Genomic DNA, 13,038 nt, shown 5'->3' with positions numbered 1-13,038 from the left:
CCGGAAACCGAACGGTGGCAGGCCAAGGCCCGCCCCCTCTCGATGCTCAGCGCATCGGCGGCGCGTATTGCAGGCCACCGCGCGTCCAGAGGTTGTTGATGCCGCGCGGGAAGCCGATCGGCGTCATGTTGCGCTCCCACACCTCGCCATAGTTGCCCACGGCGCGGATGATCTTCACCGCCCAGTCATTCTCCAGCCCCAGCATCCGGCCGAGGTCACCCGTGCGCCCCATGAAGCGCTGGATGTCCGGGTTGTTGCTGTTCATGAAGGTATCGACATTCGCCTGGGTGATGCCGAATTCCTCCGCCGTCACCATCGCGAAATGCGTCCAGCGCACGATGTCGAAGAAGCGGAAATCGCCCTTCCGCACCACCGGCCCCAGCGGTTCCTTGCTGATGATCTCCGGCAGCAGCAGGTAGCGGTTCGCATTCGCCCCCTGGCTTGCCGCGAAGGACGCCAGCGACGACGCGTCGTTCGTATAGGCGTCGCAGCGGCGGGAGATGAAGGCGTTGCGGATCTCCTCGATGCTCTCGATCACCACCGGGGTGAAGCGCAGGCGGTTGGAGCGGAAGAAGTCCGCCATGTTCAGCTCGGTCGTCGTGCCGGGCTGCACGCAGACCGTCGCGCCATCGAGCTGGCGGGCGGAGGTCACGCCCGCGTCGCGGTGCACCATGAAGCCCTGGCCGTCATAGACGTTGATGGCGGCGAATTCGAAGCCCAGCGAGGCTTCGCGCGCCAGCGTCCAGGTGGTGCTGCGCACCAGCAGGTCGATCTCACCGGATTGCAGCATGGTGAAGCGCTGCTGGGTGGAGGAGGGGATGACGCGGATGCGGTTGCCATCGCCGAGGATCGCGGCCGCGACGGCGCGGCAGTAATCAACGTCGATGCCGCGCCAGTTGCCCTGGCTGTCCGGCAGCGAGAAGCCGACGGTCGACGGCGCGTGGGAGCAGACGAGCTGCCCGCGCGCGCGGATCGCGGCGACGGTGTCGGCCGTGGCCGCGGGCTGCGCCACGGCCGGCGCGACCGTGATCGCGCCCAGCATCGCGGCGCCGAGGGCGGCGCCCATCTTCGCAAGGTTCATTCGTGAAGCTCTCCCAAGAGACCTGTCGTGGAACGCCGGATGGCACCGGCGGACAACTCAGTGTCATTGGGCCTTGCGCAACGGGCAAGGGCCTCGGGCGCCCTTTCTGCCGGCCCCGTCACGCCACTGCCTGGAAAAGCGGCGGCACCGCACCCAACGCCGGACGGCCTTCCCGCGCCCCGCTGCCGGCGCTACGGTCCTTCTGTCGCTGACAGGAACGATGCCGTGTCGCAACGCCAGGTCTTCTTCGCCACCAACCGCAAGCCTGCCGCCGGCGGCTTCGGGGCCGAATGTTCCGAACCGCCGGACAGGCTCACGCTCGGCGTCGTCACCTGCGAAGCGGTGGCCGATCCGGTGCCGGAGGGCCGCCTCGTCCCCGGCTCCCTGCAAATCGCCGAGGATCCCGACACCGCATTGCAGGCGACCGTGGAGAAGTGGCTCCTCACGGCACGGGACACGAAGGCCATGCCGCTGCTCTTCGTGCACGGCTTCAACCATGCCTTCGCCGAAGCGCTGACCCGCACGGCCAAGCTCGCGCTCTGGCTCGAACAGGGCGGCGCCCCGCCCCTGCTGCCGCTGGCCTTCACCTGGCCGAGCCATGGTGCCGGCAGCACCGATGGCTACAAGGACGATCGCCTCTCCGCCTCCCGCTCCGGCCTCGCCCTCGCCAAGCTGCTCGACACCATCGCGCGCGCGCCGCGGCAGGGCCTGCGCCTGGCCTACATCGCGCATTCCATGGGCGTGCGCGTGACGCGGCACGGCATGCAGGCCATCGCGCCGCATCTGCCCGGCATGAACCGCCCCCTCTTTGCCCAGGCGCTGCTGCTGGCCGGCGACGATGAAGCCGATGCGCTGGACCGGCCGCGCGCGGGGGAGGCGGCGGATGACAGCCTCGGCGGGCTGCGCCCCATCGCCGACCTCGCGCGCTACGTCACGATCGGCGTCAACCGCGATGACGGCGTGCTGTGGCTCATCTCCGCCACGCTGAACGGCGTGGCCCGGCTGGGCAGTGCCGGGCCGCGACGGATGGCGGACCTGCCCGCCAATGCCGCGGTGGTGGATTATTCGCGGGATGTCCTGCCCTCCGGCACCGGCGCGGTGGTGCCGCAGACGGAAGCGGAGGCCAACTGGATCGGCCACCAATGGTACCGCAACGCGCCCCGCATCCGGCAGGACCTGGTCGCCGCCCTGGCGGGGGACCTCGCCCCGGCGCAGGTACCGGGGCGCCGCCGCGGCCAGCCCACCGACACCCACATCAGTGAATACGCCGACCGCCTGTACCTGACGTGACGCGCCCTATCCCAGCGCCTTCGCCCATTCCTCCGGCTTGAAGCCGACCAGCACGCGGTCGCCGATCTCCAGCACCGGCCGCTTGATGACGGAGGGCTGCGCCAGCATCAGCGCGATGGCGCGCGGCTGGTCGATGCCCTCGCGCTCCGCCTCCGGCAGCTTGCGGAAGGTGGTGCCGGCACGGTTCAGCAATGCCTCCCACCCCACCTGCCCCGCCCAGCGCGTGATCTCCTCCGGCCGCGGCGGCTCCGCCTTGTAGTCGCGAAAGCGGTGGTCGATCCCCGCCTGCTCAAGCCAGGCGCGGGCCTTCTTCATCGTGTCGCAGTTCTTGATGCCGTGGATGGTCACGGCGCGGGACTCGGTCATGCGGGGCCTCCTCATACCAACGGCCGCTTGCAGCGACTCGTTGGTCTTCCTTTTTGATGCCTCAATCGCCGGCACCCGCTCCGCGGGCTTGGCTTCGCCGGACTTCCGGCGGGCCGCATTCGCGGCCTCGGCCGACTTCGTCGGCCGCAGGGCACTCCATCTTGCCACAGGTATCAGAGCGGCGGCTTTGCCACCATCAGGGCGATGATGCCCAGTACCGCCGCGAAGGCCGGGAAGCCGCAGGCGAACCAGGCGCGGAACAGCCGGTGGTATTCGGGCGGCAGCGCCGTGCCGGCGGCCACCGCAGCCCGCGCCAGGTTGCGCATCCGCCACTGCATCCAGACCACCGGCAGCCAGAACAGGCCGGTCAGCACATAGAGCGCGATGCTGGCCAGCAGCCAGCCATCCCACAGGGAATGTCCCGCCATCCAGGCCAGCGCCAGGCCCGTCACGGGCTGCGCGACCACCGCCGTCGCCGTGAAGACCGTATCCGCCACCACGACCACGCCCGCGGTATGGGCGATGATGCGCGGATCGCCCGCGCGATGCGCCATCAGCATGAAGAAGGCGATCCCCGCCCCCGTGCCCAGCAGCACCGCGGCGCCGATGACATGCAGGACCTTGATCGCCAGGAACAGGCTCATCGGTCGTCCAGCACCGCCAGCCCGGCCAGCGCCAGCATCGCCGCCGGCAGCGTCTTCACCAGCACCCCCAGCGGATCGAGCCAGAGGTCCGGCCGCCACAGCGTCGCCCCCGCCAGATAGGCCCCCGTCACCGCCACCATGCCCCACAGCGCCAGCCGCGCACCGCGCCGGTGCATCGCCATCAGGCCGAGCGCGATGTTCGTCACACTCCCACCCAGCACCACCGCCCGTGCCAGCGCCGGCCCGAAGCCGGCTGCCTCCAGCACCGCCGATGCCTCCGCGGGGCGCAACAGCCCCACCAGGCCGGAGACCAGCCAGAACGCGGCCAGCACCCCGATCACGGCCGGCTTCATCAGATAGAGCCGCGCGAACCAGGCCTCCTGCGCCCCGGCCGGATGGGCGGACAGCCACGCGCCGAGCCCCCGGACCGGGCGCCCCAGCAGCGTCGCGGCCGCCGCCCCGTCGCCTTGCACCCCGGCCGCCATTTGCGCGAGAGAGGTCGATCGCATCGGGCTCCTCCAGCCCAGCCAGGCCAGCCCGTCGGCCACCCGCGCGCCCATCGCCGCGACCAGGCCCGGCATCGCAACCACCGGCGCCGGCGCCAGCCCGAGCCAGCCCCGCAACCCCGCCAGGATCTCCGCCAGCGTCGTCGCCGCCGGCGCCACCAGGTCGATGGCCACGCCAGAAGGCGCCCCCGGCCGCAGCGCGGCGATCACCGCCGCGGCCACATCATCCGCCCCCACCACCTGCACCACACGGTCCGCATGCAGCGCCGGGACAAAGAGGGGAAAGGCCGCCAGCGCCCGCAGCAGCGCGGACCCGCCATAGGCGACGGGCGCCAGCACCAGCCCGGGCCGCAGCACCAGCCAATCGAGGCCCGACCGCGCCAGCAGCGCCTCCGCCTCCCGCTTCGTCGCGCCGAAGGCACCGGGGCTGTCCCCCACCCCCGCCGCGGAAACCTGGATGAAGCGCCGCACCCCCGCGGTCTCGCAGGCTGCCAGCAGCCGGGCGAGCCCCGCCACATGCACGCCCGCCAGGCGGTCCGAGGGCCCGTCCTGCAAGGCGCCGGCGCCATTCACCACCGCCGTCACGCCCGCCAGCACCGGCGCCCAATCCGCGCCCGGATCCGCCATGTCGATCCGGTGCCAGCGCACCGCCGGCTGCCGGCGCGCCGCCTGCCGGACACCCCGCCCCGCCCCCGCCACCGCATGCCCCGCCGCCAGCAGCGCCGCCACGATGGCGCCGCCGATCAGCCCGTGCCCGCCGATGACCAGGACCGTCACGGCACCCCGCAGGGGATGACCAGGCTTTCCAGCACCGCATCCAGCGCGGAAAGCCGTGGTTCCAGCGCCGCCGGGTCCGCCGCGATGCGCGCCCGCAGCGCAGCCTCATAGGCAGGGCTGGTCCCCTCCCGCGCCTCCGTCGGATCCCCCTTGGCGGGGACCGGCCGGGTCTCCCCCATCGCGGTGGCGAGATACCGCCCGTCCCGGCTCAGCCCCAGCGCCACATAGGCCAGCCGGTCGAAGGGCCAGACGCTTTCCTGCGTGTGGAAGGCGACATGGCGGAGCCAGTCGATGCAGGGCCCGTGCCGCCGCTCCGCCTGCGCCGCGAAGGCCACGCTGAAATTGCCAGCCGGGAACAGCGGCAGGTCGGTGCGCGCCTCGATCGGCGCGGTGCCGCGCAGCAGCGCCGCCACGACCGGCACCGGGTCCGCAGGCCACAACTCCATCTGCCGCATGGCGTCGCGGCGATAGAGATGCAAGGTGAAGCCATCCCCCACCGCCACCGCGACCCGCGCCGGCCAGCCGGAAGGCGGGGGCGCGTCGTCGTAGCGCAGGTCCATCGGCTCCGTCGTCACAACCGGCGTGGCCCGCAGCGGCCTTCCATCCACCCGCACATCGCCGGGTGCCAGGCCCGGATCCACCACCGGATGCCCGGCGGGGTAGCGGGACAGTGACAGCGCATGGAAATCCCGCACCGCCACCCGGTAGTCGCCCGCCTGCGCCGCGCGCATCACCAGCCGCCCGTAGTCCCGCGCCGTGACGCCACCCGGCCCCGCGACCTCGATCGGCGGTTCCGTCGCCGCGCCATTCACCTGCGCCGCCGGGGCCGTGACCGCCAGCCAATCCCCCGCCGCCAGGGTCAGCGTGTAGCTGCGGGAGACCGGAGCCTCCGCCCGCGGCGCCGCGTGCAGGCGCAGCGTGTGGCCGGGCGCCAGGCCCAGCGCCTCCTCCCCCCGCGCGGGCAGGGCGATCACCAGCAGCAGGGCGAGAAGGGCGCGCATGGCGCGAGGATCAGCCGATGCGATGCCGGAAGCAATGCGCCTGGTGGTCATCCACCATCCCCACCGCCTGCATCCAGGCATGGACGATGGTGGGGCCCACGAACTTGAACCCCCGCTTCTTCAGCGCCTTCGACACCACCTCCGCCAGCGGCGTGGTGGTGGAAACCCCATCGCCCCGGATCGTGCGCCCGCCGGTGAAGGACCAGCACCACTGGGCAAAATCCTCGCCTGCCGCCTGCATGGCGTTGAAGACCCGCGCGCCGGCGATCGTCGCCTCGATCTTGGCGCGGGACCGCACGATGCCGGGGTCCGCCAACAGGCGGAGGATATCGGCCTCCGTGAAGGCCGCGACGCGGACGGGATCGAACCCCGCGAAGCCCGCCCGGAACGCCTCCCGCTTGCGCAGGATCACCTGCCAGGACAGGCCGGCCTGGAATCCCTCCAGCATCAGCGTTTCCCACAAGGCGCGGGGATCGAGGACGGGCACGCCCCATTCGGTGTCGTGGTAGGCGGCCATCATCGGGTCGGTCGCCGCCCAGCGGCAGCGCGGCAGGGTCAGGTCCATGCCTTGGTCACCCCGCGCGATCAGGCCGGCAGGGCGGCGGTGATGATGATCTCGATCAGATCGCCCTCCGGCATCCGCGATTCCACGAAGGACCGCACCGGCCCCTGCCCGTCCGGCATCCAGGCAGCCCAGACCTCGTCGAAGGCCGGCTTGTTGTCATGGTCCGTCACCACGACCTCCGCCTTCACGATCCGGGTCCGATCAACGCCGGCATCGGCCAGGTAGCCGTCCAGCACCGCCAGCGTGCCGCGCGTCTGCGCCCGGATATCCTGCGTCCGGTCCGGGGATACGGCGACCGCCCAGAGGAACCCGCCCCCGCCTGGCAGCCGATAGACCGAGACCGCGGATTTGCTGGGCAGCTTGCGGCTGGGGATGCGGGTGATGTCGGGATTCATGGGGTGCCGCCTCCGTCGTGCCGGCGCGGGAAGCATAGACAGGCCACCCCGGGGCGCCACCCTGGGCCGCCACCCCGGCCGGCCCGGCATGGCCGAGGCCCGGATGAACAATCGGCCATCTTGAAACCGTGCAGGCGGCGATCCATCTGCCTCCTGCTGGGGGTCCGGGCCCCTCTGGCGGCGATGGCGCCGTCATGTCGGACACCTTCCATCTGAAGGCCGCGTTGCGCGCGGCCTGCACCTGGGAGATGCCGATGTCGCTTTCACGCGACCCGTCCGTCCATCCGTCTGCCGATCCATCCTCTGGGCGTCCGGCCGAGTCCGAAGCCGCGCTGGCGCGCCTCGATCGCCTCGCCTGGATGCTGGACAGCGCGCTCCGCGTGCCCGGCACCTCGATCCGCTTCGGCGCCGACGCGGCATCCAACCTGCTGCCCGGCATCGGGCCGCTGGTGTCGAAGGGCGTCTCCGCCTGGCTCATCCTGGAAGCCGCGCGCCTTGGCGTGCCGCGCCCGGTGCTGCTGCGCATGGCGGGCAACGTCGCGCTCGACGCCGCGATCGGCGCGGTGCCCCTCCTCGGCTGGACCGCGGATATTTTCCTGCGCGCTAACCGTCGGAACATGGCTCTGCTGCGAGAACACCTGGCTCGCCCCCCGCCCGCGGGCTGACGCCCCCCCGACCGCCACCCCCGAACCACCCCCCTGGAGTCCCCCATGTTCGAGTTCCTGACAGGAACCTTCCTCGCCACGCCCGTCTGGATGTGGCTTGTCTTCATCGCCGTCGTCGGCCTGCTGCTCGTTCTCGACCTCGGTGTCCTGCACCGGGAGGCGCGGGAGATCGAGGTGAAGGAGAGCCTCGTTCTCTCCGCCATCTACATCAGCCTCGGCCTCGCCTTCGGCTTCTGGGTTTGGTGGAGCTTCGACAACCTCAAGCCCGAGGGCGTCGGCCTGGCGGGCGCGGAGGCCGCGACCCTCTACTGGACCGGCTTCATCGTCGAGAAGACGCTGGCGATGGACAATGTCTTCGTCATCGCGATGATCTTCACCTACTTCGCGGTGCCGCGGATCTACCAGCACCGGGTGCTGTTCTGGGGCATCCTCGGCGTCATCGTGCTGCGCGCGATCATGATCGGGCTCGGCGCCACCATCGTCGCCCAGTTCTCCTGGGTGCTCTACATCTTCGCCGCCTTCCTGATCTTCACCGGCATCAAGATGTGGGTGATGGCGGATGCGAAGCCGGACATCGCGTCCAACCCGCTGCTGACCTTCATGCGCCGCCGCTTCAACGTGACGGATGACCTGCATGGCGAGAAGTTCTGGGTGAAGAAGCCGCACCCGCAGAGCGGCAAGGCCACCTGGTTCATGACGCCGCTCTTCCTGGCGCTGGTGCTGGTGGAGGTCGCCGACGTGATCTTCGCGGTGGACAGCGTGCCGGCGATCTTCGCCATCACGACGGACCCGTTCATCGTCTACACGTCGAACATCTTCGCCATCCTCGGCCTGCGGGCGCTGTACTTCGCCCTCGCCGCGATGGTGCACCGCTTCCACTACCTGAAGTACGCGCTGTCGGTGCTGCTGGTCTTCATCGGGTCGAAGATCTTCGTGGCCGACCTGGTCTTCCCGGAGACCGGCAAGTTCCCGCCGGCGCTGTCGCTGTCGATCACCTTCGTGATCCTGGCGGCCGGCATCGCCTGGTCGCTGTGGAAGACGCGCGGCGACGCGGCGGTGGCGAAGTAGCCCGGCCGGCGCGGGCGCCACACGGCGCCCGCGCCCCCTGCATCAACTGGCCCGCGCCCCCGTGGCGCGGACCACCGGGATCCACAACGCCCGTTCCCGCGTGACCCAGGCATCGACCTCCGCCGGCGTCATCGCCGCCGGCACGAAGCCGCCGAGTTCGCCGAGTCGCGCCCGCATCGCCGGCGCCTGCACCACCTCATTCACCAGCGCATTCACACGCGCCACCACCGCATCGGGCGTGGCCGCCGGCAGCGCGATGGAATTCCAGGTGCCGGCGACGAAGTCGCGCAGCCCGCCCTCGGCCATGGTCGGAAGGTCCGGCGCGGCGGCCAGCCTTTCGGCGGAGGACACGCCAAGCCCGCGCACCGCGCCGCCACGGATCTGCGGCAGCGCCGTGACCGCGATGTCGAACATGGCGGTGACGCGCCCGCCCAGGATGTCCCGCATCGCCTGGCTGCCGACGGGATAGGGCAGGTGTTCGAACCGTGCGCCGGCGCGATCCGCGAAATGCAGCCCCATGATATGGGTGGTGGTCCCCGCCGGCCCGCTGCCCATCACGAAGGAACCCGGGGCCGCCTTCGCGCGGGCGATGAAATCCGCCAGGTCGCGCGCCGGATGATCCGCCTTCACCACCAGCACGCCCGGCGATTCATTGATCATCGCCGCGCCGCGCAGGGCCCGCGCGATGTCCACCGGCATCGGGTCGAACAGTGCGATATTGTGCACGAGCTGGGAGGAGGTGCCGACCAGCCACACATGCCCATCCGGCGCCGCCCGCGCCACCGCCTCCGTCGCCCGCATGCCGGATGCCGCGGCCAGATTCTCCACCAGGATCCGCTGGCCGATCCGCGGCTCCAGCGCATTCGCCACCAGCCGCGCGACCACATCGGCATTCCCGCCGGCGGCGGAAGCGACGACGAGCCGGATGGGCTGGCTCGGCCAGGCATCGGCCCTTGCGATGCGCGGGGCCAGGGGCAGCGCCGCCAGGGCGGCGAGGGTCAGGGCGCGACGCGATGGCATGAGGGGGACTCCCAGGGATGTGCTGGACGCGATATGAGCGGGGCATGAGCTTTTTGCAACTCATTCGCATTCGCGCTATAGACGCCACCCCGGGCCTGCTGCTGGCCGCGCTGGGCGTGGCGTGCCTCGTCGTCGCGCTCGGCCAGCCCTTCCGCCTGCCCTCCGGCCGGCCGGGGCCGGGCTTCGTGCCTGCCTTGCTGGCCGCGTCGTTGACGGTGCTCGGCCTGCTGCACGCCGCCACGGCGCGCGGTGCCGCGCAGGCGGCGCCAGGCGGCGCGAGGGCCGGGATCATGCTGTGCCTGGCGGTGGCGGGCTTCGCGCTGCTGCTGCCCCGGGTGGGCTTCCTGCCGGCATCATGGGCGGCCGGCAGCCTGGCCCTGGCGGCCGCCGGGGGCATGCGGCCGCTGGCGATCCTGGCGGGCGGCGGTGCCCTGGCCCTGGCCGCCACCGCGCTGTTCCTCGGCGGCCTCGGCCTTCCCACCCCGGCCCTCGGCGCGCGATGACGGAGGCACTGGCGATGCTCGGCGCGGGGCTCGGTCCCGCGCTGCTGCCGGGCAATCTGCTGCTCTGCCTGGCCGGCGTGGCGCTGGGCACGCTGGTCGGCGTGCTGCCGGGCCTCGGCCCCGTCGCCACCATCGCGCTGCTGCTGCCCGTCACCTTCGCGCTGCCGCCGGCGGGCGCCCTCATCATGCTGGCCGGCATCTACTACGGCGCCCAGTACGGCTCATCCACCACGGCCATCCTGCTGCGGGTGCCCGGCGAGGCGTCCGGCGTCGTCACCGCGCAGGAGGGCCATCTGCTGGCCCGCGCCGGACGGGCGGGGCCGGCGCTGGGTATCGCCGCCCTCGCCTCCCTGCTGGGCGGCGTCATCGCGGCGCTGGTCCTGGCGCTGCTGCTGGCGCCGCTGGCGCGCTTCGCCATAGCCTTCGGCCCGGCGGAGACGGCGGCGCTGATGCTGCTGGGCGTGGCCGCGGCCGTCGCCCTTTCCCCGGCGCCGCTGCTGGCGGCCTGGGCGCTGGCCGCCTTCGGCGCGCTGCTCGGCCTGGTCGGCACGGATGTCGCGGGCGGGCGGCCGCGCTTCACCTTCGGCATCCCCGAACTCGCCGACGGCATCGGCTTCATCCCGCTGGCCATGGGCCTGTTCGGCGTGGCGGAGCTGATCCGGGCGCTGGAATCAGGCGGCGCCGCGCGGCGCACCCTGCCGGTCGGCTCCCCCTGGCCCGCGCGGCGCGATGTGAGCGCCGCCGCGGGCCCGGCGCTGCGCGGCAGCGTCATCGGCAGCGCCATCGGCCTGCTGCCCGGCGCCTCCACCCTGCTGGCCGCCCTGGCCGCGCAGGCGGCGGAGCGGGGCCTGTTCCGCCGCCGGGGCCGCTGGGGCCAGGGCGAGATGGCCGGCGTCGCGGCGCCGGAGGCCGCGAACAACGCCGCCGCCCAGACCTCCTTCGCCCCCCTCCTGGCACTCGGCCTGCCGGCCAATGCGGCGATGGCGGTGCTGGCGGGGGCCATGTTCCTGCAGGGAATCGCGCCCGGCCCCGGCGTGGTGGCGGAGCGGCCGGATCTGGTCGGCGCCATCATCATTTCCATGCTGGTCGGCAACGCGATGCTGGTGGCGCTGAACCTGCCCTTCGTCGGGCTCTGGGCCGCATTGCTGCGCCTGCCGCTGCGCCTGCTGGCGGCGCTGGTCATCGTGCTGTGCTGCGGCGGCCTCTGGGCCAGTTCGGGCAGCGTCTTCGACCTCTGGCTGCTGCTGGGCTTCGCCATCCTGGGATGGGCGCTGTCCCGCGCCGGTCTGGACCCGACGCCCCTGCTGATCGGCTTCACCCTGGCGGCGCCCTTCGAGGAAGCGCTGCGCCGCGCCCTCGTCCTCGCCCGCGGCGACTGGTCCGTCTTCCTCCAGGAACCCGCCAGCGCGACGCTGCTGGCCGCGGCCGCCGCGACCACCGCTTTGGCGGCCTGGATGCGCCGACGCCCCGAATGAAGCGCGGCGATGATCGGTCATGTCATCACGGTACGATCAACGCCTGCGCCATCGAATGACACCGCAGAACGCCCACGCCTCTGGCGCCGCGACACAGGCGATCGCGGGGCCGCCTCGGACGGGCCCCGGCGCCCACGGCGGCATGCAGCCCAGCTCGAATATCCAGCGCCTCGCCCAACGGAACGGCGCCATCGGGACCGCGCATGGCCATCGCACGGTGGAACCGCCGACGCGCTGCTGCTGCAGCAGCAGGGCTCGCGAAACGTCCCCGATCTCGCGGCCTATCGCGCCGGACATCGTCCTCGGGCGAGAGGCCCTACGGAACCTGCGCGCCTCAAGCCCCTCAGCATGGTGAACCATATTGACTGGAAGGACCCCCTCGGGAAGTGTGGCCGCACCACGCTCTCGCTGAGGCCGGGTTCCCGCGACAGCCCCTGACGCGTCGTGCTTCTGCATCGTGGCGGGACCGGCCACGCCACGGGTGATCTACGTCCCGGCACCCCGCGAACTGTTGGGCGGGAACACGCCATGGAGCCTGGGAGGTCGTGATGAAGGGAGGGTCAAGCGCCGGGGTGATGGGTCGCCGTGGGTTGCTGCTGGCCTCGCTGGCCGCTGGTTGCGCGGGTCCGGAAACCCCGGCTGGCGGAATGTCGCCCCGCCTGGTGGAAGTCGCTCCCGGCATCCACACGGTCAGCGGCACGCTGCCCCCGTTCGACCCCCGGCATCCGTCCGTAGACCTCCGCCTGCCCGGGGGCGTGACGAAGCCGCCGCTGCTGATCCTGGTGCATGGCGGCGGCGGCGCCCGCGACCAGGCCAACGCGATGGCACTGTTTCATGCCCAGGGCGTCGCGGTGCTGGGCTTCGACGCCTATCGCCTGGCGGGTCTGGAGCGTGAAGCGCAGTTCTGGATCCGGCATGTGACCTATGAGGCGCGGCAGCGGATGATCTATGCCGCCGCTCTCGGCGCCTATCGCCTGGCCACCATGCTGGACAGCGTGGATACGGGCCGGATCTTCATCCACGGGCTGTCGAACGGCGCCGACGTCGTGGCGAACCTCGCGGCCGTGGCAAGCCCCGCGCATGTCCGCATGGTCTTCGCCGAGGGTCTGGCCGGTGCGGGGCTTGGACTGCCGGATCGGCTCAGCGTCCCAGTCCGCGCCGTCTTCGGACGGCTCGACAATTATGCCGGCGGGTCAGCCACCGACTGGCGCTGGTCGCGCCGGGTTCCCTGCCGCCTGAACATGGCGGGCTTCGACGGCCCGCCCGGCAATGCCGCGCGATGCAACGCGATGCTGAACGCCTTCAACCTTGCCGAGAGTCCCGAACAATGGGTGGCGCGGCAGCGCGCCGCGGGAGCGGATATCGACACCTGGTTCTACGATGATGCAGCGCATGGCATCTTCGCCGGCCCGCTCCGGTTCCTGACGGTAGAGTGGCCGGGCCGTACCGCACCAGCCACTATCGGCGCGACAGAGGTGACGCGACAGAAGCTGTTGCAGGACATGCTGGCCGTGATCCGCGCCTGAGCCAGATCCCGTAGCCGCACCGGGCAGACGGTGAAAGGCCGCCGGCGCTACGCGACGGCCCCGAAGCGCGAAACGGTCGTGCCGGGCCGATGAAGCAAGGCACACCGCCGCGGCAGCCTGGCAAACGGCAGGGGATCCCCCCTCAGCCGCTCCCCA

Annotated in this window: 14 protein-coding genes; 6 read left to right on the top strand and 8 right to left on the bottom strand. The window is 71.9% G+C overall.

Annotation, left to right across the window (positions count from 1 at the left end; translation table 11 throughout):
- Positions 1-46: 46 nt before the first annotated feature.
- The gene (locus BM041_RS14735) at positions 47-1,081 is read right to left on the bottom strand and encodes an amino acid ABC transporter substrate-binding protein (RefSeq protein ID WP_245762097.1); all 1,035 of its coding nucleotides are present in this window, start codon (positions 1,079-1,081) and stop codon (positions 47-49) included.
- Positions 1,082-1,306: 225 nt separating this feature from the next.
- Here BM041_RS14735 and BM041_RS14730 point away from each other — a divergent pair, with 225 nt between their 5' ends.
- Positions 1,307-2,371 (top strand): alpha/beta hydrolase, encoded by a 1,065-nt coding sequence (locus BM041_RS14730; protein ID WP_175533944.1) that lies wholly within the window; start codon positions 1,307-1,309, stop codon positions 2,369-2,371.
- A 6-nt stretch (positions 2,372-2,377) separates the two neighbouring features.
- Here BM041_RS14730 and BM041_RS14725 read toward each other — a convergent pair whose 3' ends face one another.
- The 6 genes from BM041_RS14725 to BM041_RS14700 all read right to left on the bottom strand — a co-directional run bounded on the left by BM041_RS14725 (position 2,378) and on the right by BM041_RS14700 (position 6,625).
- Positions 2,378-2,737, bottom strand: a complete 360-nt coding sequence (locus tag BM041_RS14725; protein ID WP_092960639.1) for an arsenate reductase — start codon at positions 2,735-2,737, stop codon at positions 2,378-2,380.
- Positions 2,738-2,910: 173 nt separating this feature from the next.
- Positions 2,911-3,381: a DUF2269 family protein gene (locus BM041_RS14720; protein WP_092960638.1), complete on the bottom strand. Its 471-nt coding sequence runs from the start codon at positions 3,379-3,381 to the stop codon at positions 2,911-2,913.
- Complete coding sequence (locus BM041_RS14715; RefSeq protein WP_092960637.1) at positions 3,378-4,664, bottom strand: SDR family oxidoreductase; 1,287 nt, start codon at positions 4,662-4,664, stop codon at positions 3,378-3,380. The genes BM041_RS14720 and BM041_RS14715 overlap by 4 nt, the downstream gene beginning before the upstream one ends.
- Positions 4,661-5,665: a hypothetical protein gene (locus BM041_RS14710; RefSeq protein WP_092960636.1), complete on the bottom strand. Its 1,005-nt coding sequence runs from the start codon at positions 5,663-5,665 to the stop codon at positions 4,661-4,663. The genes BM041_RS14715 and BM041_RS14710 overlap by 4 nt, the downstream gene beginning before the upstream one ends.
- 10 nt (positions 5,666-5,675) lie before the next feature.
- Entirely contained in the window at positions 5,676-6,230 is a 555-nt protein-coding gene (locus tag BM041_RS14705) for a DNA-3-methyladenine glycosylase I (protein WP_092960635.1), read from the bottom strand.
- A gap of 20 nt (positions 6,231-6,250) precedes the next feature.
- A complete protein-coding gene (locus BM041_RS14700; RefSeq protein WP_092960634.1) occupies positions 6,251-6,625 on the bottom strand; it encodes a RidA family protein in 375 nt (124 codons plus the stop codon).
- Between the two features lie 194 nt (positions 6,626-6,819).
- Between BM041_RS14700 and BM041_RS14695 the strand changes: the two genes are divergently transcribed.
- Positions 6,820-7,290, top strand: coding sequence for a DUF4112 domain-containing protein (locus BM041_RS14695; RefSeq protein ID WP_245762096.1), 471 nt, complete (start codon positions 6,820-6,822; stop codon positions 7,288-7,290).
- A 45-nt stretch (positions 7,291-7,335) separates the two neighbouring features.
- Positions 7,336-8,358 carry a TerC family protein gene (locus BM041_RS14690; RefSeq protein WP_092960633.1) on the top strand — a complete coding sequence of 341 codons (1,023 nt, stop codon included), beginning with the start codon at positions 7,336-7,338 and terminating at the stop codon, positions 8,356-8,358.
- Between the two features lie 42 nt (positions 8,359-8,400).
- Here BM041_RS14690 and BM041_RS14685 read toward each other — a convergent pair whose 3' ends face one another.
- On the bottom strand, positions 8,401-9,378 hold the full coding sequence (locus BM041_RS14685; protein ID WP_092960632.1) for a Bug family tripartite tricarboxylate transporter substrate binding protein: 978 nt from the start codon (positions 9,376-9,378) through the stop codon (positions 8,401-8,403).
- A gap of 44 nt (positions 9,379-9,422) precedes the next feature.
- Between BM041_RS14685 and BM041_RS14680 the strand changes: the two genes are divergently transcribed.
- The 3 genes from BM041_RS14680 to BM041_RS14670 all read left to right on the top strand — a co-directional run bounded on the left by BM041_RS14680 (position 9,423) and on the right by BM041_RS14670 (position 12,882).
- The gene (locus BM041_RS14680; protein ID WP_175533943.1) at positions 9,423-9,881 is read left to right on the top strand and encodes a tripartite tricarboxylate transporter TctB family protein; all 459 of its coding nucleotides are present in this window, start codon (positions 9,423-9,425) and stop codon (positions 9,879-9,881) included.
- A complete protein-coding gene (locus tag BM041_RS14675; protein WP_092960630.1) occupies positions 9,878-11,356 on the top strand; it encodes a tripartite tricarboxylate transporter permease in 1,479 nt (492 codons plus the stop codon). Before BM041_RS14680 ends, BM041_RS14675 begins: the two co-directional genes overlap by 4 nt.
- A 647-nt stretch (positions 11,357-12,003) precedes the next feature.
- A complete protein-coding gene (locus tag BM041_RS14670; RefSeq protein WP_092960629.1) occupies positions 12,004-12,882 on the top strand; it encodes an alpha/beta hydrolase family protein in 879 nt (292 codons plus the stop codon).
- Positions 12,883-13,038: the final 156 nt, after the last annotated feature.

Source organism: Falsiroseomonas stagni DSM 19981, assembly GCF_900114315.1.
Taxonomy (GTDB): Bacteria; Pseudomonadota; Alphaproteobacteria; order Acetobacterales; family Acetobacteraceae; genus Falsiroseomonas; species Falsiroseomonas stagni.
This window is presented reverse-complemented; position numbering and strand designations above follow the sequence as displayed.